Annotated in this window: 21 protein-coding genes and 1 pseudogene; 6 read left to right on the plus strand and 16 right to left on the minus strand. The window is 67.9% G+C overall.

Going from position 1 to position 24486, the window contains the following annotated elements:
* Window positions 1-130: 130 nt before the first annotated feature.
* The 3 genes from EHF44_RS24725 to hppD form a co-directional block, all read right to left on the minus strand.
* A complete protein-coding gene (locus tag EHF44_RS24725; protein WP_124686314.1) occupies window positions 131-1327 on the minus strand; it encodes an amino acid aminotransferase in 1197 nt (398 codons plus the stop codon).
* A gap of 66 nt (window positions 1328-1393) precedes the next feature.
* Window positions 1394-2782, minus strand: coding sequence for an amino acid permease (locus tag EHF44_RS24730; RefSeq protein WP_124686315.1), 1389 nt, complete (start codon window positions 2780-2782; stop codon window positions 1394-1396).
* 213 nt (window positions 2783-2995) lie between these two features.
* Window positions 2996-4069, minus strand: a complete 1074-nt coding sequence (hppD, locus tag EHF44_RS24735; RefSeq protein ID WP_124686316.1) for a 4-hydroxyphenylpyruvate dioxygenase — start codon at window positions 4067-4069, stop codon at window positions 2996-2998.
* Between the two features lie 205 nt (window positions 4070-4274).
* Here hppD and EHF44_RS24740 point away from each other — a divergent pair, with 205 nt between their 5' ends.
* Both EHF44_RS24740 and EHF44_RS24745 read left to right on the plus strand, forming a co-directional pair.
* Window positions 4275-4748, plus strand: coding sequence for an Lrp/AsnC family transcriptional regulator (locus tag EHF44_RS24740; RefSeq protein WP_124686317.1), 474 nt, complete (start codon window positions 4275-4277; stop codon window positions 4746-4748).
* Between the two features lie 136 nt (window positions 4749-4884).
* Window positions 4885-5478, plus strand: coding sequence for a hypothetical protein (locus tag EHF44_RS24745; protein ID WP_124686318.1), 594 nt, complete (start codon window positions 4885-4887; stop codon window positions 5476-5478).
* 9 nt (window positions 5479-5487) lie between these two features.
* Here the strand turns inward: EHF44_RS24745 and EHF44_RS24750 are convergent, their stop codons facing one another.
* Together EHF44_RS24750 and EHF44_RS24755 are read right to left on the minus strand one after the other, a co-directional pair.
* Window positions 5488-5814: a thioredoxin family protein gene (locus EHF44_RS24750; RefSeq protein ID WP_124686319.1), complete on the minus strand. Its 327-nt coding sequence runs from the start codon at window positions 5812-5814 to the stop codon at window positions 5488-5490.
* A 71-nt stretch (window positions 5815-5885) separates the two neighbouring features.
* Window positions 5886-8219, minus strand: a complete 2334-nt coding sequence (locus EHF44_RS24755) for an ATP-dependent DNA helicase (RefSeq protein WP_253700207.1) — start codon at window positions 8217-8219, stop codon at window positions 5886-5888.
* A 118-nt stretch (window positions 8220-8337) separates the two neighbouring features.
* On the opposite strand from EHF44_RS24755, the pseudogene xth reads away from it, so the two are divergent.
* Window positions 8338-9144: pseudogene (gene xth, locus EHF44_RS24760) on the plus strand (exodeoxyribonuclease III); the annotation flags it as partial.
* Between the two features lie 216 nt (window positions 9145-9360).
* Here the strand turns inward: xth and EHF44_RS24765 are convergent.
* The 4 genes from EHF44_RS24765 to EHF44_RS24780 form a co-directional block, all read right to left on the minus strand.
* A complete protein-coding gene (locus EHF44_RS24765; protein ID WP_124686322.1) occupies window positions 9361-9966 on the minus strand; it encodes a TetR/AcrR family transcriptional regulator in 606 nt (201 codons plus the stop codon).
* Window positions 9967-10208: 242 nt separating this feature from the next.
* Window positions 10209-10793 (minus strand): copper resistance protein CopQ, encoded by a 585-nt coding sequence (locus EHF44_RS24770; protein WP_124686323.1) that lies wholly within the window; start codon window positions 10791-10793, stop codon window positions 10209-10211.
* A 398-nt stretch (window positions 10794-11191) separates the two neighbouring features.
* Entirely contained in the window at window positions 11192-11887 is a 696-nt protein-coding gene (locus EHF44_RS24775) for a fumarylacetoacetate hydrolase family protein (RefSeq protein WP_124686324.1), read from the minus strand.
* A 39-nt stretch (window positions 11888-11926) separates the two neighbouring features.
* Window positions 11927-12352: a VOC family protein gene (locus EHF44_RS24780; RefSeq protein ID WP_124686325.1), complete on the minus strand. Its 426-nt coding sequence runs from the start codon at window positions 12350-12352 to the stop codon at window positions 11927-11929.
* Between the two features lie 147 nt (window positions 12353-12499).
* Between EHF44_RS24780 and EHF44_RS24785 the strand changes: the two genes are divergently transcribed.
* Window positions 12500-13366, plus strand: a complete 867-nt coding sequence (locus tag EHF44_RS24785) for a LysR family transcriptional regulator (protein ID WP_124686326.1) — start codon at window positions 12500-12502, stop codon at window positions 13364-13366.
* A 3-nt stretch (window positions 13367-13369) separates the two neighbouring features.
* Here the strand turns inward: EHF44_RS24785 and EHF44_RS24790 are convergent, their stop codons facing one another.
* Window positions 13370-14683: an MFS transporter gene (locus EHF44_RS24790; RefSeq protein WP_124686327.1), complete on the minus strand. Its 1314-nt coding sequence runs from the start codon at window positions 14681-14683 to the stop codon at window positions 13370-13372.
* Window positions 14684-14719: 36 nt separating this feature from the next.
* Complete coding sequence (locus EHF44_RS24795; protein ID WP_124686328.1) at window positions 14720-15328, minus strand: TetR/AcrR family transcriptional regulator; 609 nt, start codon at window positions 15326-15328, stop codon at window positions 14720-14722.
* 172 nt (window positions 15329-15500) lie between these two features.
* Between EHF44_RS24795 and EHF44_RS24800 the strand changes: the two genes are divergently transcribed.
* Together EHF44_RS24800 and EHF44_RS24805 are read left to right on the plus strand one after the other, a co-directional pair.
* On the plus strand, window positions 15501-16265 hold the full coding sequence (locus EHF44_RS24800) for an SDR family NAD(P)-dependent oxidoreductase (RefSeq protein ID WP_124686329.1): 765 nt from the start codon (window positions 15501-15503) through the stop codon (window positions 16263-16265).
* A gap of 337 nt (window positions 16266-16602) precedes the next feature.
* The gene (locus EHF44_RS24805) at window positions 16603-18546 is read left to right on the plus strand and encodes a methyl-accepting chemotaxis protein (RefSeq protein ID WP_301337488.1); all 1944 of its coding nucleotides are present in this window, start codon (window positions 16603-16605) and stop codon (window positions 18544-18546) included.
* A 130-nt stretch (window positions 18547-18676) separates the two neighbouring features.
* Here the strand turns inward: EHF44_RS24805 and EHF44_RS24810 are convergent, their stop codons facing one another.
* From EHF44_RS24810 to EHF44_RS24830, 5 genes are all read right to left on the minus strand, one after another.
* The gene (locus EHF44_RS24810) at window positions 18677-19900 is read right to left on the minus strand and encodes a BON domain-containing protein (protein WP_172966178.1); all 1224 of its coding nucleotides are present in this window, start codon (window positions 19898-19900) and stop codon (window positions 18677-18679) included.
* 232 nt (window positions 19901-20132) lie between these two features.
* Window positions 20133-20510, minus strand: a complete 378-nt coding sequence (locus EHF44_RS24815) for a hypothetical protein (RefSeq protein WP_124686331.1) — start codon at window positions 20508-20510, stop codon at window positions 20133-20135.
* A 236-nt stretch (window positions 20511-20746) separates the two neighbouring features.
* Complete coding sequence (locus EHF44_RS24820; protein ID WP_124686332.1) at window positions 20747-21703, minus strand: patatin-like phospholipase family protein; 957 nt, start codon at window positions 21701-21703, stop codon at window positions 20747-20749.
* 109 nt (window positions 21704-21812) lie between these two features.
* Window positions 21813-22337 (minus strand): helix-turn-helix transcriptional regulator, encoded by a 525-nt coding sequence (locus EHF44_RS24825; protein WP_124686333.1) that lies wholly within the window; start codon window positions 22335-22337, stop codon window positions 21813-21815.
* A 286-nt stretch (window positions 22338-22623) separates the two neighbouring features.
* Window positions 22624-24150 (minus strand): acetyl-CoA hydrolase/transferase family protein, encoded by a 1527-nt coding sequence (locus EHF44_RS24830; protein WP_124686334.1) that lies wholly within the window; start codon window positions 24148-24150, stop codon window positions 22624-22626.
* Between the last annotated feature and the right edge of the window lie 336 nt (window positions 24151-24486).

Consider the following 24486-nt stretch of genomic DNA (forward strand, 5'->3'; position numbering starts at 1 on the left):
CGCCGCAGGATTTGCGGTGATTGGCTGGTCTATTCCCCGCAAATGGTCTTTGCATCACACAAAATCGTGGCTGCCGGCCAAAAAAATAGCCACCCGAAGGTGGCTACCTGTCTGCCGAAGGCCGTCGCCGTCAGCCCTTCAGCACCTCGCCGATCGCGTTGGCGACCACGCCGACGTTGCGCTCGTTCAGCCCGGCCACGCACATCCGGCCCGAGCGCAGCACGTAGACGCCGTGCTCGTTCTTGAGGCGGTCCACCTGCTCGGCCGACAGGCCGGTGTAGGTGAACATGCCGCGCTGCTTGATGTAGCGCGACAGCTTCTCGCCGCTCACGTGTGCCCGGAGCTGGTCGTGGATCGCCTGGCGCATGCGCGCGATGCGCTGGCACATGGCCGCCAGTTCGTTTTCCCAGCTCTTGCGCAGCGCCGGCGTGGTCAGCACGCGGGCGACGACGCGGGCGCCGTGGGTGGGCGGGTTGCTGTAGTTGGCGCGCACGGCGCCGGTAAGCTGGCCCAGCACGCGGCTGGCTTCGTCGGGGCTCTGGCAGATCACGCTCAGGCCGCCGCAGCGTTCGCCGTACAGCGAGAAATTCTTCGAAAACGAGTTGGCGACCAGCGCCGGCACGTTCTGGCGGGCCAGTTCACGCACCGCGAAGGCGTCGTCGTCCAGGCCGGCGCCAAAGCCCTGGTAGGCCATGTCGACGAACGGCAGCAGCTTGCGGGCCTTGAGCACGCCGATCACCTGGCGCCACTGGTCCTCGTTCAGGTCCACGCCGGTCGGGTTGTGGCAGCAGGCGTGCAGCAGCACCACGTCGCCCTGCGGGATGGCCTGGATGGCGGCCAGCATCGCGTCGAACTTCAGGCCGCCGGTCTCGGCGTCGTAGTACGGGTAGGCGTCGACCTGGAAGCCGGCACGCTCGAAGACCACGCGGTGGTTTTCCCAGCTTGGATCGCTGATCCACATCTGGGCCTTCGGGAAGTAGCGCCGCAGGAAGTCGGCGCCCACGCGCAGCGCGCCCGAGCCGCCCAGCGTCTGCACGGTGGCGATGCGGCCTTCGGCGCGCGCGGCGCTGTCGTCGCCAAACACCAGCGCCTGCACGGCCTGGCGGTAGCCGGGGATGCCGGCCATCGGCAGGTACGGGCGCGGGCCCATGTCCGCCAGCAGCGCGGCCTCGGCCTCCGCCACGGCCTGCATGACCGGCAGGCGGCCTTCGTCGTCAAAGTAGATGCCGATGCTCAGGTTGACCTTGCTGGTACGCGGGTCCTGCTGGAAATCCTCGTTGAGCGAGAGGATCGGGTCACCGGGAAAGGCTTCGATGTGTTCGAACATGGGATGCGTCTGGCTACGGGTTCAGGGGGCGGCGGCCCGCGATGCCGGCGGGCCGCGCAGCCGTCTTTACTGGATCTGGGCGCGCGCGGCGGGCAGGGCCGACCCGGCGTTCTTCTGCCGGAGGCGATAGCTTACGCCAAGAACCAGCAGCCAGACCGGAATCAGGTAGACCGACAGCCGCAGGCCCGGCGTCAGGAACATCACCACGAGGATGCCCGCCAGGAACGCCAGCGTCAGGTAGTTGGTCAGCGGATAGCCCAGGCTCTGGAAGGCCGTGGTCTTGCCCTCGGCGCGCTTGGCGCGGCGGAACATCAGGTGGATGACGCTGATCATCGCCCAGTTGATGATGAGCGCCGAGACCACCAGGCCCATCAGCATCTCGAACGCCTGGCCGGGCATGAAGTAGTTGACCAGCACGCAGATGCCGGTGGCCACGGCCGACACGGCCAGCGCGGTCAGCGGAATGCCGCGGCGGTTCACGTTCAGCAGCGCGCGCGGGGCATTGCCCTGTTGCGCCAGGCCCAGCAGCATCCGGCTGTTGCAGTAGACGCCGCTGTTGTAGACCGACAGCGCGGCCGTCAGCACGACGATGTTGAGCACGGTGGCGACGATGTCGCTGTTCATCGCGTGGAAGATCAGCACGAACGGGCTGCCGCCGGTGACCACCTTCTGCCACGGGTACAGCGACAGCAGCACGGCCAGCGCGCCGACGTAGAAGATCAGGATGCGGTAGATCACCTGGTTGGTGGCCTTGGGAATGCTCTTGCCCGGGTTGTCGGCTTCCGCGGCGGTGATGCCCACCAGCTCCAGCCCGCCGAACGAGAACATGATCACGGCCATCGCCATCACCAGGCCGCCAAGGCCGTTGGGGAAGAAGCCGCCGTGCTGCCACAGGTTGGCCACGCTGGCCTCGGGGCCGGCGCCGCCGGACACCAGCAGGTAGCCGCCGAAGCCGATCATGCCGATGATGGCCGCCACCTTGATGATCGAGAACCAGAATTCCATCTCGCCAAACGACTTCACGCTGGCAAGGTTGATCGCGTTGATGATCAGGAAGAAGGCCAGCGCCGACACCCACGTGGGGATGGCCGGCCACCAGTACTGGACGTAGATGCCCACGGCCGACAGCTCGGCCATGCTCACGAGGATGTAGAGCACCCAGTAGTTCCAGCCCGACATGAAGCCGGCAAAGTGGCCGCAATACTTGTTGGCGAAGTAGCTGAACGAGCCGGCTACCGGTTCGTCCACGACCATCTCGCCCAACTGGCGCATGATGAAGAAGGCGACGATGCCGGCCAGCGCGTAGCCCAGCAGCACGGACGGGCCGGCCAGCTTGATGGTCTGGGCGATGCCCAGGAACAGGCCGGTGCCGATGGCGCCGCCCAGGGCGATCAGCTGGATGTGACGGTTCTTCAGGCCGCGCTGGAGCGTGCCCTGGTTGTCGGGTGCATGCATTGGAGTTGTCTGTCCTCTACCCATTCTTGTGGAATGGCTGGCGCCTCTGTGGGATGGGCGCTTGGAAAAAGCGCCGGCGCGGGTAACGCCGGACGCAGGGGTGCGCGCCGGCGAAAACCCGAGAGTTTACCGGCACACGCTTGGAAAAACAGGAAAAACGGGCCAACCGGGACGGCCCGGCGCGGATGCGGGGCCGTCCGGGTTACCTGAAGGTCATACCTTCAGCGTGCCGCGCTCGATCTGGTCGCGTTCGAGCGATTCGAACAGCGCCTTGAAGTTGCCTTCGCCGAAGCCGTCGTCACCCGAGCGCTGGATGTACTCGAAGAACACCGGGCCCAGCACGGTCTTCGAGAAGATCTGCAGCAGCAGGCGGGGCTTGCCGCCTTCGGTCGTGCCGTCCAGCAGGATGCCTCGGGCCTTGAGCTGGTCCACGGGCTGGCCGTGGCCGGGCAGGCGGGTCTCCAGCGCCTGGTAGTAGTAGTCGTTCGGGGCCGTCATCAGCTCCACGCCCGCCAGTTGCAGGTTGTCGATGACCTCGATCAGGTTGTCGACCGAGAAAGCGATGTGCTGGATGCCCTCGCCGTTGAAGGCCATCAGGAATTCCTCGATCTGGCCGGCACCCTTCGACGATTCCTCGTTCAGCGGAATGCGGATCTTGCCGTCGGGCGCGGTCATCGCCTTCGACGCCAGGCCCGTGTACTCGCCCTGGATGTCGAAATAGCGGATTTCGCGGAAGTTGAACAGGCGTTCGTAGAAGTTGGCCCAGTAGGCCATGCGGCCACGGTAGACGTTGTGCGTCAGGTGGTCGATCAGCTTCAGGCCGTGGCCCTTCGGATGACGGTCCACGCCCTCGATGAACTCGAAGTCGATGTCATAGATCGACTTGCCGTCCTCGAACCGGTCGATCAGGTACAGCGGCGCGCCGCCGATGCCCTTGATGGCCGGCAGGCGCAGTTCCATCGGCCCCGTGGCGATCTCGATCGGCTGAGCGCCCAGCATCAGCGCGCGGTTGTACGCCTTGTGCGAATCCTTGACGCGGAACGCCATGCCGCAGGCGCTGGGACCGTGCTCGGCCGCGAAATAGGCGGCTTCGCTGTGCGGCTCGTTGTTCACGATGAAGTTGATGTCGCCCTGGCGGAACAGCACCACGTCCTTCGAACGGTGGCGCGCCACCAGCGTGAAGCCCATCTTCTCGAACAGTGGCTCCAGCACGTTGGGCGTGGGCGACGCGAATTCAACGAACTCGAAGCCCATCAGTTGCATCGGATTTTCAAACAGGTCGGCCATGGTCTCAGCGCTCGGGGGCGGGCTAGGGGGATGGAAATAATATTCGGTCAGGCTGCGGCGCGAGTGGCTTGTGAGACGCTTGGCGCGCCGCGCAACGTGAGGAAATTGTAGAACTCGCCCCGGTAAATAGGATTTCGTTAGGGACGCAGGGAAACCCTGAGATATGAGATAAGATTTCGTCAAACTGCCATTTGAGGAAATCGAAATGCAGCAAACCGAGCTGGATCGCATCGATCGCCGCTTGCTGGCCGAACTGCAGGAACACGGCCGCGCATCGAACCTGGAACTGGCCGAGGCGATCAACCTGTCGCCCGCCCAGACCCTGCGCCGCCACCGCCGCCTGGAGGAGGGCGGCATCATCAAGCGCTACGAAGCCCGGCTGGACAGCACCGCCCTGGGCTTCGGCGTGACCGCGTTCATCCACGTGACGATGGAGCGCGGCCACATCCGCGACCTCTCCAGGTTCAAGAGCCTGGTGGCCGAGCTGGCGCAGATCCAGGAGTGTTTCTCCGTGACCGGCGACATCGACTACGTGCTGAAGGTGGTGGCCAAGGACCTGAAGTCGCTGTCGGACTTCCTGCTCGACACGCTGATGCGCATCCCGGGCGTGAGCGGCGTGAAGTCCAGCGTCTGCCTGGACGAGATCAAGTGTACGAGTGCGATGCCGCTGGATCCGTAATCCGGTGTGTCATCGGAGAACGCCCGCCTTAGGCGGGCTTTTTTGTGTGTAAGGGTCATAAATCGTAGAACTACGATGTAGCCGAGAAGCGCTCCGTGCTAGAGCTGCCCGTTCCACGAGCAACGGAGCGATCTGAATGAAGCGTACGCCCACCTGCCCGGCTTGTCGTTCGCACGGACTGGTCTTCAACGGCTGTTCGCCGAGTTTCGCCTTCTCCCTGCTCGCCCTGTTCGCCACCTTCGGCAACCCCGTGGCCGCCCACGCCACGCCGCCGCAGGCCGTGGTCGAAAGCTGCTTGATGGGCGCCCCCGCTGCCGACGGAATATCCGTCTCTGTCAATGCGCCTGGAAACCAATCCATGGAGCAGCGGGGCCGATACCTCCTGATCTGGCCGGAGGAAGCGCGTGGCACGCGCATTGGTTATGCCACCGATGAGAAAGGCGGGAACGATTACATCTTTGCCGGTCCTTATCGTGGCTACATTCGCCGTGCCGTGGCGCTGACAAAGTGGCGTCCCGAGCGGCTGGAAGTGCCGCTGCTGGCTACTTATGGCGTGGTCCGGCAGGGCAAGCACCGCTATGTCTGTGTGACCGAGGCCAACGGCCAAGGCACGGCCGCGTTTGTCGTGGCCGGTTATATCGGGCGGATGCCGCCGGCCAAAGGCAAAACGATGCGGCTCTACTACACCGTCGCGGACATCAAGACGTTCAAGGCGTTTCCGCCCAGGTGAAGGTGGGATTTACTGATCGATCTTCCGCATCGCCGCCGTAATCTCGGCCGTGGCGTCCGGGCGGACCAGGCGGGCGATTTCCTGGCCATCGCGCAGGAAGATCAGCGTGGGCCAGAGCTTGACGCGGAACGAGCGGCCCAGGGGGCGGCCGCTGCCGTCTTCCACCTTGATGTGGCCGATGCCGGGATGGTCGCGGAACGCGGCTTCGATCAGTGGCTGGGCGCGCTGGCAGAAGCCGCACCAGCCGGTGCCGAATTCGAGGATGGTGGCGCCGGGCAGGGCGTCGATTTCGGCGCGGGTCGGTTCGGGCGTGGTGAAGCTGTGGGTCATGCTCATCGGTCGGGGCTCCGTTCGGCGGGCGATGGACACTGCGCTGACATGCGATTTCCGCGCCAGCGGCGCAAGCGTCATTCTGCCAGCGACGGCGCGGGCATGCTGCGCGGCGCGGCGGTAAGAATTTCCCACCATGCCGGCAAAAGCGCCTGTACCTCGGCGCGCGCGTAGCGGTCGTCGATCAGCCAGACCACGCCGCGGTCCTGCTGGGTGCGGATCACGCGGCCGGCCGCCTGTACCACCTTGCGCAGGCCGGGGTACAGGTAGGCGTAGTCGTAGCCCTGGCCGAACACGGCGTCCATGCGCTCGCGCAGTTGCTCGTTGACCGGGTTGATCTGCGGCAGGCCCAGCGTGGCCACGAAGGCGCCGATCAGGCGGTCGCCGGGCAGGTCGACGCCTTCCGAGAACACGCCCCCGAGCACGGCGAAGCCGATGCCCTGGCCGCCGGGCGCGAAGGCGTCCAGAAAGGCGGCCTGTCCGGCCTCCGACATGCCGCGCGCCTGCGCCCAGGTCGGGATGTCCGGATGGGACGCCGCCAGCAGCGCGGCGGCCTGCTGCAGGTAGTCGTGGCTGCTGAAAAACGCCAGGTAGTTGCCGGGGCGCGCCGCGAACTGCTCGGCCATCAGCTTTACGATGGCCGGCAGCGACCGCTGTCGCTGGGCGTACCGCGTGGAGATATGACGCGCCACGTGCACGTCGAGCTGGTCGGCGCGGAATGGCGATGGCACCTCGACCCACACGGCACTGGCAGGCAGCCCGAGCAGGTTGCGATAGTAGTCGGCCGGCTGCAGCGTGGCCGAGAACAGCGTGGTCGAATGCGCGCCGGCAAAGCGCGGCGCCAGGTACGGCGCGGGCAGCAGGTTGCGCACGCAGAGGTCGGCGTCTACGCCAGCCCGCTGGCGCGGCGTGCGCGTGATGTCGAACAGCGAATGCTTGCCGCCGTACTCGGTCAGTTGCTCGGCCAGCCGCAGGAAGTGCATCGCGTCGAAGTAAAAGCGTTCCAGCGTGGCGTCATGGCGCTGCGGATGCTCGCTCATGTCGTCGATCACGGCCGTGCAGAGCTGCACCAGCGCCTCGACGAACGCGGCCGGCTCCTCGTCGCGGGTCTCGTAGGCGGCGTCGCCCGACTTGGCCAGTGCGTTCCACTGCCGATAGACGCGGTCCATCGGCCGTTTCAGCGCGGCCGGCGCGGATTGCCGCACGCCGCGGAACGCCGCATGGTCCAGCGTGGCCGTGTACATGCCCCGGCCGCGCTCGACCAGGTTGTGCGCCTCGTCCACCAGCACGCTCACGCGCCACTCGTTCATGGCTGTCAGCATGTACAGCAGCCCGCTGCGGTCGAAATAGTAGTTGTAGTCGGCCACGACGAGGTCGCTCCAGCGGATCATCTCCTGGCCCAGGTAATACGGGCAGACCTGATGCTGGCGCGCGATCTCGCGCAGCGCGGGCCGGTCCAGCAGCGGCGCGTGGCTCGCGGCGTCGCGGGCGGCGGGCAGGCGGTCGTAGAAGCCTTGCGCCAGCGGGCAGGATTCGCCATGGCAGGCCAGGTCCGGGTGCTCGCACGACTTGTCGCGCGCGGTCAGCTCCAGCACGCGCAGCGGGGTGTCGTCGGCATGCTGGCGAAGCTGGCGCGTGGCGTGGAGCGCGACGGCCCGGCCCGTGGAACGGGCGGACAGGAAGAACACCTTGTCCAGGCGCTGGGTCGGCATGGCCTTGAGCGTCGGAAAGACCGTGCCGATCGACTTGCCGATGCCGGTGGGCGCCTGCGCCAGCAGCGTCCGCGCCGACGCGTTGGCCTTGTAGACCGATTCGGCCAGCAGCCGCTGGCCCTCGCGGAACGTGCCGTGCGGAAAGGCCAGCGACTGCAGCCCCGCGTCGCGGCCCTCGCGATGGGCGGCCTCGCGTTCGGCCCAGTGCATGAAGCGCCGGCAACTGTCCTCGAAGAACGCGCGCAGCGCTGGCGCCTCGTAGCGCTCCTTCAGCACGCGCTCGCGCTGGCTGACGATGTCGAAGTAGACCAGCGCCACGTCGATATGGTCGAGCTGGCGCGACTGGCAGAGCAACCAGCCGTAGATCCTGGCCTGCGCCCAGTGCAGGGCCTGGTGGTTCTGCGGAATCTCGACCTTCTCGCCGCGCACGGTCTTGATTTCCTCGACGCGGTTGGCCACCGGGTTATAGCCATCGGCCCGGCCGCGCACGCGCAGTCCCTCGAAATCGGCGGCGAGCGATACCTCGGCCTCGTAGCCGGGCCCGCGCCGGGCCGTCACCACGCCATGGCCAGCCACGCCTTCCTGCCCGGTGGGCGACGGCGTGAAGCGCAGGTCGAGGTCCCCGGCCTTGGCCGTGAACTCGCACAGCGTGCGCACGGCGACGGTATAGCGGGGTGGCGGGGCAGAAGTGACGGACAAGGCGCTGAAAGGATGAGAATCGCGGGACTGTATGAATATACAGTGATCGGACACCGACAGGAAATCCGCGCCGACGAATCTAAGATGAAGCACCGACCCGGCCCGGAGGACCCGCCCGATGCATTCGCTCAAGATTGCCACCTTCAACATCAATGGCGTGCGCACGCGCCTGCAGTCGCTGCTGACGTGGCTCGAACGCGAGGCGCCCGACGTGGCCTGCCTGCAGGAGCTGAAGGCCGTGGACGAAGGCTTTCCGATCGACGAGATCCGCGCGGCCGGCTACGGGGCGATCTGGCACGGCCAGAAGTCGTGGAACGGCGTGGCGATCCTGGCCCGGGGCACGGACCCGGTGGAAGTGCGGCGCGGCCTGCCCGGCGCGGAAGACGACACGCAGAGCCGCTACCTGGAGGCCGCCGTGGAGGGCGTGCTGATCGCCTGCCTGTACCTGCCGAATGGCAACCCGCAGCCGGGGCCGAAGTTCGACTACAAGCTGGCGTGGTTCGAACGGCTGATCCGCCACGCCCAGGCGCTGCGCGACAGCGGCCACCCGGTGGTCATCGCCGGCGACTTCAACGTGGTGCCGACCGACGACGACATCTACAACACGCGGTCGTGGCTCAAGGACGCGCTGCTGCAGCCGGAAAGCCGCGAGTGCTACCGGCGGCTGCTGGCGCAGGGCTGGACCGACGCGCTGCGCGCCCGGTATCCCGACGAGAAGATCTACACGTTCTGGGATTACTTCCGCCAGCACTGGCAGACCAACTCGGGGCTGCGGATCGACCACCTGCTGCTGAGCCCGGAACTGCGCATGCGCGATGCGGGCGTGGACAAGTGGGTGCGGGGCGAGGAAAAGGCGAGCGACCACGCGCCGGCGTGGGTCGTGATCGACGTGCAGGGCGGGGCAGGGGAGGAGGCGGTCGGCGGGAAGCCGGCGGCGAAAAAGACGGCGGCAGCGAAGAAGGCGGCAGCGAAGAAGGTCCCGGCAAAGAAGGCGGCGGCGAAGAAGCCCGCGGCCAAGCCGGCGTCCGAGGCAAAAAAAACCGCCGGGAGGACGACCCCGGCGTCGGAGAAAGAGGTGACGCCCGTCGCGAGAGCAAGACGGCGGGCGTCGGGCGCCTGAACCGGGGCGCCCTGAAATCGTTCAGGCGGGCACCGGCTCGCGGTGGGCCACCACGCAGAGCGATCCGCGCACCGCGCCCAGCAGCATGTCGGCCGCGGCATCGAGCCGGTCCGTCGAGCCCGACATCCGCGCGGTGATGATGCCGTTCTGGATCGCGCCATACAGCACCTTGGCCAGCGCCGGCGGCGGCACCGGATACGGCTGGCCGCTTTCGATCTCGGTCCGGCGCAGCAGGTTGGCGATCCAGGTCTCGTTGGCCTGGAAATGCTCCTGCAGGTACTTGCGGATCGAATCGGGCAGCGCCAGGACCTCGGCGGACAGCATGCCGGCCAGGCAGATCTGGTTCAGCCCGATGTCGTTGCGCAGCGGGCCAACGTAGCGCTCGGCCTGCTCGATCAGCGGCGCCGTCGTGTCGATCGCGGCCAGCCGGGCCTGCGAGCGTTCGCGGTACAGGCGTACCACCTCCAGCACCAGGTCGTCCTTGGCCGGGAAGTAGTAGTGGATGCTCGACGTCTTCACGCCCACCAGCTCCGCCAGGTCGCGGTAGCTGAAACCGTTGTAGCCCCGTTGCCGGATCAGCACGGAGGCGTGCTCGAGCAGTTGATCACGTACGGAATGCGTCTTCATTTCGGTTGCCCGCGCCAGCCTGGCGCCGGACCCTCCTGTTATCGGTGCGTCGGCATCCTGCCCGGGGGGCAGGCGTCAGACGGTCATCGTCTGCGCAACCAGCGATAGGACTGCGCCGCTGGCGAGGCAAAGCACCACCCAGCCGCCCAGGATCAGGGCTGTGTCACGCAAGGTCATGATGTCACTCCAGAATTCGATGCCGGCGGCGTCCCGGGTTTGCCCGGGCGCCACCGGCGCGGGTATCAGGCCAGCGCGCCGTCGGTGTAGACGTCGGTCGAACGGGCGCCGTCGAAGTACGGGTTGCGCGGACCGTTGCCACGGGCGCCGTCCAGGTACGGATCGACCTTGCGGGCCGGGCTGGCGGACACACCCTTCGTGTCCAGGCCGGCCACGGTGCGGGCACCGTCGGTGTACGGGTCGAACTTGCCGATCTTGGCGCCGTCGGTGAACGGGTCGGCCTTGCCGATGCGGGCACCGTCGGTGAACACGTCGCGGCTGCCCACGGCGGCCACCAGGCCGTCACGGTTGGTCACGCGGGCACCTTCGGTGAAGACGTCGCGCTGGCCGATGCCGGCCACCAGGCCGTCACGGTTCGTCACACGTGCGCCGTCGGTGTAGGCATCGCGGGTGCCGATGCGGGCGCCTTCGCTGAACGAGTCGAACTTGCCTTGGCGGGCGCCGTCGGTGAAGGCGCTGCGCGGGTCATTGACGCGGTAGCTGTAGCCGTAGACTTCGCCGGCCTTCTGCACGGCGGGGGCGGCCTGGGCGGCGCCAGCAACGAAAGCGGCGGCGAGGGCGGCGGCGGTAACGATGGTCTTGACGTTCATGATGCTCTCCTTTGCTCGGGCCGGCGATCCTGGTTCAGGGGCGGGTCGGGGGCCGATGTCTGTTTGGCGATATCGCGATCTTTCTTTGTTGCTATCTACTGATAGGTAGATGGCGGGGGCTAAAAAAAAGACCGCTTCCGGTACTGACTATCCAACCTGTGATGCTTGGCTTCAGCGCTGTTCGCTTTGTCTTGCTGCGGCAGTGCGTCGTCCATGGCTCGAATATTATCTACTACTAGATAGATAAGCAAGGGAAATTTGGAGAAATTGCGATGTACTTCTGGAGGTCTGCCTCTAGACCCTTCACTGGCCCATCGTAAGACTTTAAATTCAAAAAGAAAAAACGCCGGCACCGCTGACGCGATGCCGACGCTCCGGCTTCCGGGGTCGCCCGGGCTCTAGCGCTGGCCAATCGAAAAAGCGATCTCGCCGACACCTTCCACGCCGCCGGTTACCTTGTCGCCGGGGTTCAATGCCCCCACGCCGGCCGGCGTGCCGGTGAAGATCAGGTCGCCGGGCTGCAGCGTCATCGCTTCGGAGATATAGGCGATGACGTCCGCCACCGGCCAGATCAGCTCGTTCAGGTCGCCCTGCTGGCGGGGCTCACCGTTGACCTTGAGCCAGATCGCGCCCTGGGCCGGGTGCCCGATGGCGGACACCGGCTGCAGCGGGCCACATGGGCCCGACGCGTCGAACGACTTCGACCAGTCCCACGGGCGGCTCATCTTCTTGGCCACGTCCTGCAGGTCGCGGCGCGTCAGGTCCACGCCCACGCCGTAGCCCCAGACCAGGTCCAGCGCCTGCGCCGGCTTGACGTTGGCGCCCGGCTTGCCGATGGCCACCACCAGTTCGATCTCGTGGTGCAGGTTCTCCGTCAGCGGCGGGTAGGGCACCGTGCCCTCGGCAGCCACCACGGCGTCGGCCGGCTTGGTGAAGAAGAACGGCGGCTCGCGGTCCGGGTCCTTGCCCATCTCGCGGGCGTGCGCGGCATAGTTGCGGCCTACGCAGAACACGCGGCGGATCGGAAAACGGGCCTGGCTGCCGGCCACTGCAACGCTCGGCTGCGGCGCCGGCTGGATGACGAAATCGGTCATGGTCTCGCTCGGTGGAAGAAATGGTGGGCTGACGGCCGGTTACTTGGCAAACACCTGGCTCATGTCGCCGAATGCCTTGAATTCCAGGGCGTTGCCCGACGGATCCAGGAAGAACATCGTCGCCTGCTCGCCCACCTGGCCCTTGAAGCGCACGTGCGGCTCGATCACGAAACGGGTGCCGGCGGCGCGCAGCTTGTCGGCCAGCCGCTCCCATTCGTCCATCGGCAGGATCGCGCCGAAGTGGCGGACCGGCACGTCGTCGCCGTCGACGGCGCTGGTGGCGCGATGGCCACACTCGTCGGGCGACAGGTGCGCCACCACCTGATGGCCGTAGAAGTTGAAGTCGACCCAGGCATCGGAACTGCGGCCTTCCGGGCAGCCGAGCAGGTCGCCGTAGAACTGGCGGGCCGTCGCAAGGTCGTGGACCGGAAAGGCCAGGTGGAACAGGGGAATGGCGGCAGTCATGGCTTTCTGTGGGGGTGTGGAAAGGACTGTCGTTGATTGTAATCAGCAGAACTCGTAATATGAAACGAATGATTTTCTGACTGAGCATCGAAATTTTCGATGCCTGGCGCGCCGCTCCCTCCGCCATCCACACCGCCCCCCCGCCCCGTGCTCCGTTATTTCAAGACCTTCCTCGTCGCCGCCGAAACCGGCTCGTTCTCGGCCGCCGGCGCGCGGCTTGGCCTGACCCAGTCGGCGGTCAGCACCCAGATCCGCCGGCTGGAGGAAGACCTCGGCTGCACGCTGTTCGACCGCTCCGGCAAGTCCGTGACGCTGAGCGACGAAGGCCAGCAGGCGCTGGCCGATGCCGCGCGGATCGTGGCGCTCTATGAATCGATGAAAGGCGCGCGGGCGCAGCGCGATACGGCCCCACTGGACCTGGGCGCCGTGTCGACGGTGCAGTCGAGCCTGCTGCCGCGCGCGATGCAGCGCTTTCGCCAGGCGCATCCCGACACGCACGTGAACATCGTGCCGGGCATGTCGACGCAGTTGCTGACGCAGGTAGATGCCCGCGAGCTCGACATCGCCGTGCTGGTCAAGCCCCGGCTGGGCATCCCGCCCGAACTGAAATGGGTGCCGCTGATCCACGAGCGATTCGTGGCCGTGGCGCCGCCGGGGTCGCCGGACACGCTCAAGGCGCTGCTGGAAACCGTGCCGTTCATCCGCTACAACCGCCATTCAACCGGCGGCCAGCTGGTGGACCGCTACCTGCGGCGCCACCGGTTCTGGGTGCGCGAGGGCATGGAGCTGGACGAGCCCGCCGTGATCCTGCAGATGGTCAGCGAGGGGCTGGGCTGCGCGATCATCCCGTCGGCACTGGTGCCGCTGCGGCAGACGCCGAACATCGTCGAGGTGCCGATGCCGGGCCAGCCGCTGTATCGCGAGATCGGCGTGCTGGTGCGGCAGTCGGCGCTCAAGCGCGCGCCGGCCGCCGCGCTGATCGACGCTTTTGCCGCGGCCAGCCGCGATCTTTAGCGCTTACGCCTGCGCGGCGCGCACGGCCGGCTCGGGCGACTTGCGGCGCACCATCAGCGCCAGCAGCGCGGCCAGCAGGCAGGCCGATCCCGCCACATAGAGCGCCGGGGAATAGGTCAGCCACAGCGTGCGCGACAGCCCTGCGCCAAACGCCGCCGTCGCCGCGCCGATCTGGTGCGCGGCAAAGATCCAGCCGAACACCATCGGCGCGCGCTCGCGGCCGAACGTGCTGCCGGCCAGCTTGATCGTCGGCGGCACCGTGGCAATCCAGTCCAGGCCGTAGAACATCGCAAAGATCGACAGGCCGTAGAGCGTGAATTCCGAATGCGGCAGCCAGAACAGCGACAGGCCGCGCAGCGCGTAGTACCAGAACAGCAGCTTGCGGCTGTCGTAGCGGTCCGACAGCCAGCCCGACAGGATGGTGCCGACGAAGTCGAACGCGCCCATCATCGCCAGCGCCGATGCCGCCGGCACGGCCGACATGCCGAAGTCCGCGCACAGCGCGATGAAGTGCGTCTGGATCAGCCCGTTGGTCGACAGCCCGCAGATGAAGAACGTGCCGGCCAGGATCCAGAACGTCTGCGTCCGGGCGGCCTCGCCCAGCACGACGAACGGGCCCTTCCAGGACATCGGCACGGCCGCCGGCCCTGGGGCGGGCGCGGCCGGGGTGGCCGGGGTGGCCGGTAACTCGCCGAATGGCGCCAGGCCCACGTCGGACGGGCGGTTGCGCATCAGCCCCAGCACGACCAGCGCCAGCGTGCCGCACGCCGCCAGCACCGGCAGCACGGCCACGCGCCAGCCCATGTGCTCGATCAGCCAGGCCGCCACGGGCAGGAAGGCCAGCTGGCCGGTGGCCGAACTGGCCGTCAGCAGGCCAATCACGAGCCCGCGCCGCGCCGTGAACCAGCGGTTGGCGACCAGCGCGGCCAGCACCAGCGCCGTCAGGCCGGAGCCAACGCCGAGCATCAGCCCCCAGGCCAGGAACAGTTGCCAGAGCTGGGTTGATACCGTGGCCAGCGCCATGCCGCCGGCAATCAGCGCCAGCGCCGCGCAGACCACGTTGCGAATGCCGAAGCGCTCCATCAGGATCGCGGAAAACGGCGCCATCAGGCCGAACAGCGCAAAGCGGAAGGCCAGGATCGACGAGACCTGGTCGGTGCTCCAGCCCATCTCGGCGGTCAACGGTTTCAAGAAGGCGCCGGGCAGACCGAGCGCGGCGGAAGTGGTCAGCATCACGCAGAACGTGAGGCTGGCGACGATCCAGGCGTAATGGACGCCGCGCCGGTCCAGCCGGCGGGAAAGGGCTTGCGCGAACATGGGGCTCCGGGATGGGTGGGGGCTCAGAAAAGGAAGTCAGGCGGCGGCGGGCACCGGGTCGGCCAGCAGGGCGGCGCGGGCGGCGTCGAGAATTTCGTCGGACAGCGCGTCGCCGGCCGTGGCGCGCGCCAGCGTGATGGCGCCGACCATCGTGGCCAGTTCCAGCAGGGCGGTGCGATGGGCGGCGTCGGCCGTGTCCGGCTGGGCCGGGGCGGTCGATTTCCAGGCGGCCAGCAGTTGCCGGATGCCGTCGACATACGCCTGCCGCACGGGTTTGCCGGCCGGTTCGCGCGCCACGTCGCCAACCAGTGCCGACGCGGGGCAGCCATGCCCCGGCGCGTCGCGGTGCCGCTCGTGCAGGTACGACGTGACCAGTGCCTCGCGGGCGGCGCGCGGGCTGCCGGCGTCGGCGATCCGCTGTTCCCACAGCGCGGCGGAATCGCTGAACGCCCGCGCGCAGGCGACGGCTGCCAGGTCGTCCTTCGACGCAAAGTGACCGTAGAAGCCGCCGTGCGTCAGGCCCGCGTCGGCCATCACCTGTGCGACCGATACGCCATGCAGGCCATGCTGGCGGAACAGGCGGGCTGACGAAGCCTCGATGGCCGACCTATGCTGATCGGCAACTGCCCGCGATGCGCGTGCCATATCCGTTCCTCCCCCGATGCAATCGTGCAGATAGAAAAATTGCGCTTGCCAGGAGTTTAGATGACATCCATACTTTATTCAATAGATGTTGGTCGTCATCCAAATGACCCGATGGCGGGCCAGCGTCGACACCCCCGTTGAAACCTCTGTCTCATCCAAAGGAGAACCTGCCATGTTCAAACTGTTCGATATGTCCGGCCGCGTCGCGGTGGTGACCGGATCCACCAAGGGAATGGGCCTGGAGATGGCCCGCGCGCTGGGCCAGGCCGGTGCGCGCGTGGTTGTGTCGGGCCGGGCGGCCGATGTGTCCGAGCAGGTGGCGGCCGGGCTGCGCGAGCAGGGCATCGACGCCACGGGCATTGCCTGCGACATCGTCGATCTGGCCAGCGTGCGCGCGTTTGCCGACCAGGTGCTGGCCAAGTTTGGCCGCGTGGACGCGCTGGTGCTGAACGCGGCCGGCAGCACGGCCGTCGGGTCGATGCTGGGGCAGGGGCCCGAGCAGTTCGACGAGGTGATGGCCGGCAACGTGCGCGGCAACCTCGTGCTGGTCAACGCGCTGGCACCGCAGATGATGGAGCGCAAGGACGGCTCGATCACGTTCATGTCGAGCATCGCCGCGCGCCGCGGATCGGCCATGCTGGCGCTCTACAGCATCTCCAAGGGCGCCACGGACCTGGCCATGCGCAACCTCGCGCAGACGCTGGGACCGTACAACATCAACGTCAACAGCATCAACCCCGGCCCGGTACGCACCGATTTCTCGCGCGACGCGCTCTGGGGCGACCCCGAACGCGAAAAGGCCCTGTCCGCCGGCATCCCCCTGCGTCGCATCGCCGAAGCAGTCGACGTGGCCGGCCTTGCCCTGCTGCTGGCCTCGCCGGCAGGCCGCTATATCTCCGGACAGACGATCGGGGTGGATGGCGGGGCTACGGCTTGAGGTAAGGGGTTTCAAGCGGCTACGGTTTCTCCCCTCTCCCGCGCGCGGGAGAGGGGTTGGGGGAGAGGGCGTCGAGGCTCTGCTTGCCGACCCGTCGCATATAGCGCCGCCGGCCCTCTCCCCCAACCCCTCTCCCACAAGTGGGAGAGGGGAGCCAACCATCGGCGTGAGACGCTCGTCGCAGCGCCAAATCCGTGCCCCGCCGCACCCCCACTGTGCGCGGCCTGCACCCCGGTTGTGCAACATCAAAATCCCTCCGAAATCGCAGGAAAAACGGCTTCATTCCGCGGCATTGACGCCGTTACAGCGGGCAAAGGACTTCGATACAAGGAGCATCGTGACCGCTTTCCTGACCCCTGCCATCCGCCTGATGGCGCGGCTGACCATCTCGCGTAAGCTGGTGCTGTTGTCCGTGCTCTTCCTGATCCCGCTGTGCGGGGCGCTGTTCGCCGTGCTGAACCAGTCGGTGCAGTCGATCCACGAGACGCGCGACGAGCAGCGCGGCCTGAAGCTGGCCGGGCTGGCGCTGGATTTCATGCGCGAGACGCAGGTGCGCCGTGGCGCGGCCAACGGCGTGCTGCTGGGCAACGCCAGCTTCCGGCCCACGTTCGATGCAGCCGATGGCAAGGCCGGGCAGCACCTGGCGGCGTTGCTGGCCGAGGCGGCGGCCGTGCAGACCTTCGACGTGGTGCCCGACGCCAGAAAGCTTGACGAAGGCTGGCAGCAGATTCGCCGGCTCGGGCTGGACACGGCCGCCGCGCCGCTGTTCGGCCGCCATACGGACCTGGTCAAGCAGACGCGTCTGTTCATTGCGGACGTGGCCGACCGCTCGTCGCTGGCGCTCGATCCCGAGGCCGGTTCCTACTACCTGGTCAACTTGATGGTCGGGCCGATGCCCAAGCTGGCCGAGGTCAGCGCGCTGGCACGCGGGCGCGGCGCCGGCATCATCGCGCAGGGTGGCTACTCCGACGCCGCCCAGCAGGCCGACCTGGCGGCGCTGGCCGACCAGATCCAGGACGGGCTGGAAACGGTGCGCCGCGACATGGCGCGCGTGGAGCACGGCGCGCCGCAGTACCGCGACCGCGTGGCCGCGGCGGTGCGCCAGCTGGCCGCCGTCGACAACTTCTATCGCACGCTCAAGGTCAGCATGCTGGGGTCCGCTGGCATCACGATCGACGCCAAGACGTACTTCGCCGAAGGCACGGCCGCGATCGACGCCGTGTCGGCCGTCAGCCGCGAGTTCGCGACGCTGGCGCAAACCATGCTGGCCCAGCGAGTGGCAGCGGAACAGCGCAAGCTGGCGCTGCTGGCCACCATCGCGTTGGCGACGGTCGGCGGCGCGCTGTACCTGTTCGCCGGGTTCAGCCGGGGCATGCGCGACGACGTGCGCGACGTGGCCGACCTTGTGGCGCGCATCAACAGCGGCGACCTGTCCGTGCGGATCGCGGCCCACGGCCGCGACGAACTGAGCGACGTGAAGCGGCACCTGATGACGCTGGTGGACGCGTGGCGCGGCATCATCGGCGACACGCGCGACAGCGCGCAGAACGTGCTGGTGGCGGCCGGCCAGATCGCGCAGGGCAACGCCGACCTGTCGCAGCGCACCGAGGCGCAGGCGTCGTCGCTGGAACAGACGGCGGCGAGCATGGAGGAACTGACGTCGATCGTCCAGCAGAACGCCGGCAACGCCAGCCAGGCCAGCACGCTGGCGGCCGAGGCGGCCAGCGTCGCGGTGGCCGGCGGCGAGGCCGTGGTGCGGATGCGCCAGACCATGAGCGAGATCGAGGCCGATTCGCGCCGCATCGTCGACATCATCGCCGTGATCGACAGCATTGCCTTCCAGACCAATATCCTGGCGCTCAATGCCGCCGTGGAAGCGGCCCGTGCCGGCGAGCTGGGGCGCGGCTTTGCCGTGGTGGCGGGCGAGGTCCGCACGCTGGCGCAGCGTGCCGCGACGTCGGCCAAGGAGATTCGCGCGGTGATCTCGCAGTCGGCCGGGCGCGTGGCCAGCGGCACGGCGCTGGCCAACGACACGGCGGCGACCATGGACGGCGTGGTGGCAGCCGTGCAGCGCATGACCGGCATGATGGACGACATCAGCCGCGCCTCGCACGAGCAGAGCGGCGGCATCGCACAGGTGAACCAGGCCGTCACGCAGATGGACCAGGTGACGCAGCAGAACGCCGCGCTGGTGGAAGAGGCCGCGGCGGCCGCGCGGGCGCTGCAGGAGCAGGCCGAGCGGATGGAACAGGCGGTCAGCGTGTTCCGGCTGGCGGCCTGACCGGCGGACAGTCATCGGGGTGCCGGCCCGGACATAAAAAGGGCGCCCGCTGTGACACAGGCGCCAAGTCCCAATCAGCCTTCCGGACGGAGGCGGTGGCCAGGGCGGCGGCAAGGCGCCGCCGCCGCGATCACCAGCCGTTGAAGCCGCCGGCGCCGCTTACCGCTTTATCGACATCCTGCGGCCGCTGGACGCGGATGTTGTTCTCGACCTCGGTGACGCCGAACGTGTTGTCCGCCAGGTCCTCGATGTCGTACTTCTGGCCGCGCGTCTGCACGGTGCCGCTCAGCGTGACCTTGCCCTTGTCGACGTCGACGGACACCTCGCGGACGTCGAGCCCGGTGGTGAACGTCAGGCGCTCGCAGATCTCGTCGCGGATGCGCTCGTCGGTGCGCGTGTAGCCGCGCGGGCCGGTGCGCTTTTCCTCGGAGTCCGAACCGAACCATTCGCTCATGACCTGGCCGATGCGGTGGCCCAGGTTGTAGAGCGGGCCGTGTTCTTCCGCGCGGTACTCGCGGTCGTCGTCGTCACGGTCGCGCCAGTCGTTGCCGGACGAACGGCGCTGGCCGTAGCCAAGCTCCTCGTCGTAGCCGCGCGACGACATGTAGTCGCGCCCGTAGCGCTGCGCGTGCTGCGGGCGGTTGTCGCCCCATTCGTCGCGCGGTTCGGTCCAGTAGCGGGTGTCGCTGCGCAGGTCGTTGAAGTAGGCGGTCTGCCCGCCCTGGCCACGCTGGCCCCGATAGGCCGGCGCGCGCCGCTCGGCTTCGCGCAGCCATTCCTGGTCCGCATTGCCGAAGCCACGCTGCTGGCCGTAGCCGCTGTCGCTGAACTGGCCGCGCTGCTGGCTGCCGTAGCGCTCGCCCGACCCGCCGCCGTAGCCGGAGCCGTAGTTGCCGCCGTAGCCGCCATAGCCACTTTCGCCGCCGAAGTCGCGCTGCTGCTGCCCGCGCTGCCGGCCGCGCTGGCCGCCCGTGTCGCCCACGTCACCGTAATCGCCATATTCACTGGCGTATTGCCGGCTCTTGTACTGCTCCTGCAGGCGCCAGTTTTCTTCCTGCTCCGGCTCCCAGCCGTAGCCGCCGTTGAGCCCGTAGCGCAGGTTGCTGCCCTGTTCGCTGCCGCTGCGGTAGCCCGACGGCACGGGGCCGCCTTCGCTCAGTTGTCCCGGCGTCAGCCGCTGGCGGCGGCGCGCCTCGTCCCAGCTATCGCCCGACGATTCTGGCTGCCAGTCGTCACGGGTCCATCGGGAGCCGCGGTTGTCGTCCCAGGGGTCACCCAGGTCGTCGTCGCGCCGGTTGTCCTCGGCTCGCCAGGGGGTGTTCCGGCGATATCGCTCGCTTTGGTAGTCGCCCATGTTGCGCTCCTGAAAAGTTGCGGTTGCCATGCGTGCCGCAACGGGCATCCCGCCGGGCACGGCTGGCCATGTCGCTGGCCATTCCAGGATGGGGGCAAGTTCCGTACCGTCGCCGCCCGCCCTTGTGGAGACTGGCGTGGCGGGCGAAGGGGCGGGGCCGGCGCCATGCAAGCGTTGCCCGGCTGCATGTAAAGACTGCACGTCGGCGGGGCGGGGCAGGGACCGGCGCGTGTCAGGGAGCGTTCACACGGCGCAGGTTGCCCGATGGCGGGGCCAGCATCGGCGCCCCGGCCGCTGGCGAGGACGGCGCCGGGCCCGGCGACGGCTCGGGGCGGGCGCTGCGCGGCTCCCGGACCGGCGCGATGCCTTCCACGGTATTGAACAGCTGGCTGTGGGCGTAATCGACGGCCGTGGCTTCCAGGAAATTGGGCAGCGTCGGCTGCGTGGGCGGGTTCGGCAGCGGGCGGTCGGCGTGCGCCCCGGCGTGCCAGCAGAGCAGCAGCACCCGCAACAGCAGGATGAATCCGCGCAGGCGGTAGCGGAAGAAGCGGGCTTCGGGCGGCAGGCGCGGCGCGACGGCGCCCGGCCGCGGCTGGGGCGGAATCAACATGACGGTCTCCGGGGGAGCGCGAACGCTCGGAATCAGCAAGGCGGCGGCGCCGCGCTCGATGCCGCGGCGGGCGCCGCGGATGCTCCGTCAGATTGCAGAGAACATGCCATCGGAAATCCCGGCCCCGGAAGGCGGCCAACGCCACTTTCGACGCGACAAAACGGGATGCCTGGGCAGAGAATGCCAACACCGGGTGCCAGACCGTCGGCCGGCGCCCAACAGTCTGGATGGCCGGGCTAGTGGAGGCCGCGCTGGGTGGTCGAGTGGTCGTGCCCGTGATGGGTGGGGATGGCGCCGGGCGCGGGCATGCCGATGTCGGCGCTGCAGCTCGGGTTTTCGGCGTCGTGCTCGTGTGGCTCCAGCGCGCCGGGCACGCGGCGGCTTTCCAGCCCACCCGCCCGCAGCCACGCCAGCGTGGCCCCGGCCGCGCGGTCGATCAGCTCGCCGCAGCGGCTGTAGTCGTACGGCGAGACGTCCAGCGGACACAGCGGCGGCACGACGGCGATGTGCGCGTGATCGCCCCAGCGTTCCAGGTCGTGCACGAGCTGGCGGGCCACCAGCAGCGACAGGGCGTTGAACGCGTGCTCGATCGCCCCCTTGGGCGGCCGACGCTCCGCGCACGCAAAGCCGGCTGGCAGCACGATGATCCGCGTGGCGCCCAGCCGGATCGCCGTGGACACCGGCGTGTTGTTGGCAACGCCCCCATCGATCAGCTTCTGGCCGTCGATCTCGACCGGCGGGAACACGCCGGGAATGGCGGCGCTGGCCAGCACCGCCTTGACCATGTTGCCCGACGACAGCACTACCTCCGCGCCGCTATGCATGTCGGTGGCCACGATGTGCAACGGCAGCCGGGCGTCCTCGATCCGGGCCTCGCCAAAATGGCGGGTCAGCAACCGCTTCAGCGCCTGCGACTCCACCAGATGCCCCCGGTTGCCCATGATCATCCCGAGCATGCTGCGCCACGACCACGGCAACACCTCCGCGCGCGTGATGCTGCGCCACAGGCCTTCCAGTTTCGCCGTGCCGTCGGCGTGCGGATTGCTGGCAAAGTACGCGCCATTGATGGCGCCCGCCGACGCCCCGATCACCAGGTCGGCCGATACCCCCCAGTTCACCAGTTCCCGGAGCATGCCGACCTCGATGGCGCCCAAACTGCCGCCGCCGGCAAACACGAATGCAGTCTTTTCCATGGTCTCGAAGATCGGGCGCGCGCCCGTCAATGGGTCGAATTGGCGTGGTGTGGAGAGAATAGGCCACTTCGCGGCCGGGCAAAAGCTCGGGGAAGTGCGAGGGGGCCGGTCAGGTTAGCAGCGGTTCGAGCTGCTGGCGGACTTCGGGCGGCAGGCGGGTTGCGCTGCGGGCAAGATTGACCTGCATGGTGGCCTGCGCCACATCGAGCAGGATCGGGTCGATGTCATAGCTGCCACGTTGGGCCAGCCAGTGCAGTACGTCGGCCAGATGCCAGACCGAGGCAGACCCCTCGTGCACCGGCAACGGAAACGACGCCGAATGGCTTGTCATGAGCTTGCGCATGTTCTGGCGCGACACGCCGATGGTTTCCGCAACGTCGGTCAGGCCCACCAGATCGGGCGTGGCTTCGACCAGCCTTGCCGCGGGGACGGCCGCGCGGACGTCGGCCAGTGCGGTCACGATCGCCGCGTTGGCAGATTCCGCCTCCCGCGCGAACATCAGGGCGATGCGCCCGGGAATGCCGATGCCGACCAGGGCGTCGTCGCAGCCGGCCGCGCCCAGGCGTTCCACGATCTCGTCGTGATCGTTGTCGTCATCGGAAAGTTGGTATTTCAGCGTGAAGTTGTATTCCATGTCTTGTTCGACCCATCAGCCCCACCCACGTTAGGTTGCAAAGAGTCGGTTGTCAAGCGACAACATGGGCTGCGCTTGATCCACACCGACGCCCGCGCAGCCTACCAACCCGGCGACGCCATGTGGGGCTTTCATCACACTTTGTCACGCTCTCGCGCGGTTATGTGTCTGCAATTAACTGCCATGCGATCGCCCCGGCCGCATGCGTGGCCATCAAGAAAAAAGCCCGAAGCAAACGCTTCGGGCTTTCGCACCCATCACCTGCGAGTCGCCCCGCAGGCAAGCCTCAGGCCGCCAGTTCCTCGTTGGCTGCCTTGCCCGCCTGCGTCGGCATGGTGCCGTGCTCGCGGTAGTGGACGTGCCACGCGAACGCTTCTTCCAGTACGTGGGGTGTCTGGCCGCCGCGCAGGCAGGCGCGGCGGTAGTAGTCCAGCAGGCCGTCGCGGTATGCCGGGTCGGCGCAGTTCTGGATGACCTGCAGCGCGCGCTCGCGCGGGGCCAGGCCGCGCAGGTCGGCCAGGCCGTGCTCGGTCACCAGGATGTCCACGTCGTGCTCGCTGTTGTCCACGTGCGTGACCATCGGGACGATGCTGGAGATCCGGCCGTCCTTGGCCACGGATTTGGTCACGAACACGGACAGGTAGGCGTTGCGCGCGAAGTCGCCCGAGCCGCCGATGCCGTTCATCATGTGCGTGCCGCCCACGTGGGTGGAGTTCACGTTGCCGTAGATGTCGCATTCCAGCGCCGTGTTGATCGTGATCAGGCCCAGCCGGCGCAGCACTTCGGGATGGTTGCTGATCTCCTGCGGCCGCAGCAGCAGCTTCTGGCGGTACCGGTCGATGTCGGCCAGCACGCGGTGGTACACCGGGGCGGACAGCGTCATCGACGCGGCCGAGGCAACGCGCATCTTGCCGGCGTCGAGCAGCGCGATGGTGCTGTCCTGCAGGACCTCCGAATACATGGTCAGGTCGTGGAACGGCGAGTCGGCCAGCCCGTGCAGCACGGCGTTGGCGATCGTGCCGATGCCGGCCTGCAGCGGTTGCAGCGACGGCGCCAGCCGCCCCGCGCGCACTTCGCGCTCCAGCAGCGCGTTCAGGTGGCCGGCAATCTGGCTGGTCTCGGCGTCGGGCGGCAGCGCGTTCGACGGGCTGTCGTCGCGCGCCGTGATGACGATGGCCGCGATGCGGGCCGGGTCCACGGGGATGTAGGGCAGGCCGATGCGCTGCTCCACGGCGATCAGCGGGATCGGCTGGCGGTAGGGGCGTTGCACCGGGTAGGCGATGTCATGCAGCCCTTCCAGCCCGGCCGGCATGTTCAGGTTCAGCTCGACGATGACCTGCCGGGCCATCCGCGCGAAGCTGGCCGAGTTGCCGACCGACGTGGTCGGCACGATGCCGCCGGTCTCGGTGATGGCAACGGCCTCGATCACCGCCACGTCGACCGGGCCGATCTGGCCGCTGCGCAGCTGCTCGGCGGTCTCGCCAAGGTGCTGGTCGATGAACATGACCTCGCCATCGTTGATCTTGCGGCGCAGGGCGGCGTCGGACTGGAACGGCAAGCGGCGCGCCAGCACGTTGCTTTCGGCAAGGATCCGGTCGGTGTCGTGGCCCAGCGATGCGCCCGTGATCAGCGTGATCTGCAGCGGATCGGTGGCGGCGCGGCGGGCCAGCGCCAGCGGCACGGCCTTGCAGTCCCCGGCGCGGGTGAAGCCGCTCATGCCGACGGTCATGCCGTCCTTGATCAGCGTCGCGGCGTCTTCGGCCGACATGATCCTGTCCTGGAGGGCGGCCAGGCGAATGCGATCGCGGTACATCTAGTCTCCTTGCTGGGGGCTGTCTGGTCTGCCGCCCGGGGCCCCGGAGGTCCGCGACGGACGGTGCGTCCTGAAGGCGCGCAGGACAGTGTAGCGAGCGCTTAATATTCTCACCATGATTTAAAGCTCTGGAAATCAGTCGGTTTTTTCATCGTCATGACGGTGGCACGCCGGCGGCGTAGCGTGCGAAACCATACAGGGGGCGCCCCGGACGACGCATGACCATGCGCAAGGACGGTGCATGCGCGGCGTGTCCCAAAGTCCGTCTGTGATTCCTGCCTAGGCGGATTACTATCTTCTGCAGCGCGGCCGGTGTACGGGCCAGGCAATCTTGAC

It is taken from the genome of Cupriavidus pauculus, assembly GCF_003854935.1.
In the GTDB taxonomy this organism is placed as follows: Bacteria; Pseudomonadota; Gammaproteobacteria; order Burkholderiales; family Burkholderiaceae; genus Cupriavidus; species Cupriavidus pauculus_C.

Coding starts and splice junctions, on each gene's coding strand:
- EHF44_RS24725 (WP_124686314.1), bottom strand. CDS start 1,327: ATGTTCGAACACATCGAAGCCTTTCCCGGTGACCCGATCCTCTCGCTC.
- EHF44_RS24730 (WP_124686315.1), bottom strand. CDS start 2,782: ATGCATGCACCCGACAACCAGGGCACGCTCCAGCGCGGCCTGAAGAAC.
- hppD (WP_124686316.1), bottom strand. CDS start 4,069: ATGGCCGACCTGTTTGAAAATCCGATGCAACTGATGGGCTTCGAGTTC.
- EHF44_RS24740 (WP_124686317.1), top strand. CDS start 4,275: ATGCAGCAAACCGAGCTGGATCGCATCGATCGCCGCTTGCTGGCCGAA.
- EHF44_RS24745 (WP_124686318.1), top strand. CDS start 4,885: ATGAAGCGTACGCCCACCTGCCCGGCTTGTCGTTCGCACGGACTGGTC.
- EHF44_RS24750 (WP_124686319.1), bottom strand. CDS start 5,814: ATGAGCATGACCCACAGCTTCACCACGCCCGAACCGACCCGCGCCGAA.
- EHF44_RS24765 (WP_124686322.1), bottom strand. CDS start 9,966: ATGAAGACGCATTCCGTACGTGATCAACTGCTCGAGCACGCCTCCGTG.
- EHF44_RS24770 (WP_124686323.1), bottom strand. CDS start 10,793: ATGAACGTCAAGACCATCGTTACCGCCGCCGCCCTCGCCGCCGCTTTC.
- EHF44_RS24775 (WP_124686324.1), bottom strand. CDS start 11,887: ATGACCGATTTCGTCATCCAGCCGGCGCCGCAGCCGAGCGTTGCAGTG.
- EHF44_RS24780 (WP_124686325.1), bottom strand. CDS start 12,352: ATGACTGCCGCCATTCCCCTGTTCCACCTGGCCTTTCCGGTCCACGAC.
- EHF44_RS24790 (WP_124686327.1), bottom strand. CDS start 14,683: ATGTTCGCGCAAGCCCTTTCCCGCCGGCTGGACCGGCGCGGCGTCCAT.
- EHF44_RS24795 (WP_124686328.1), bottom strand. CDS start 15,328: ATGGCACGCGCATCGCGGGCAGTTGCCGATCAGCATAGGTCGGCCATC.
- EHF44_RS24800 (WP_124686329.1), top strand. CDS start 15,501: ATGTTCAAACTGTTCGATATGTCCGGCCGCGTCGCGGTGGTGACCGGA.
- EHF44_RS24810 (WP_172966178.1), bottom strand. CDS start 19,900: ATGGGCGACTACCAAAGCGAGCGATATCGCCGGAACACCCCCTGGCGA.
- EHF44_RS24815 (WP_124686331.1), bottom strand. CDS start 20,510: ATGTTGATTCCGCCCCAGCCGCGGCCGGGCGCCGTCGCGCCGCGCCTG.
- EHF44_RS24820 (WP_124686332.1), bottom strand. CDS start 21,703: ATGGAAAAGACTGCATTCGTGTTTGCCGGCGGCGGCAGTTTGGGCGCC.
- EHF44_RS24825 (WP_124686333.1), bottom strand. CDS start 22,337: ATGGAATACAACTTCACGCTGAAATACCAACTTTCCGATGACGACAAC.
- EHF44_RS24830 (WP_124686334.1), bottom strand. CDS start 24,150: ATGTACCGCGATCGCATTCGCCTGGCCGCCCTCCAGGACAGGATCATG.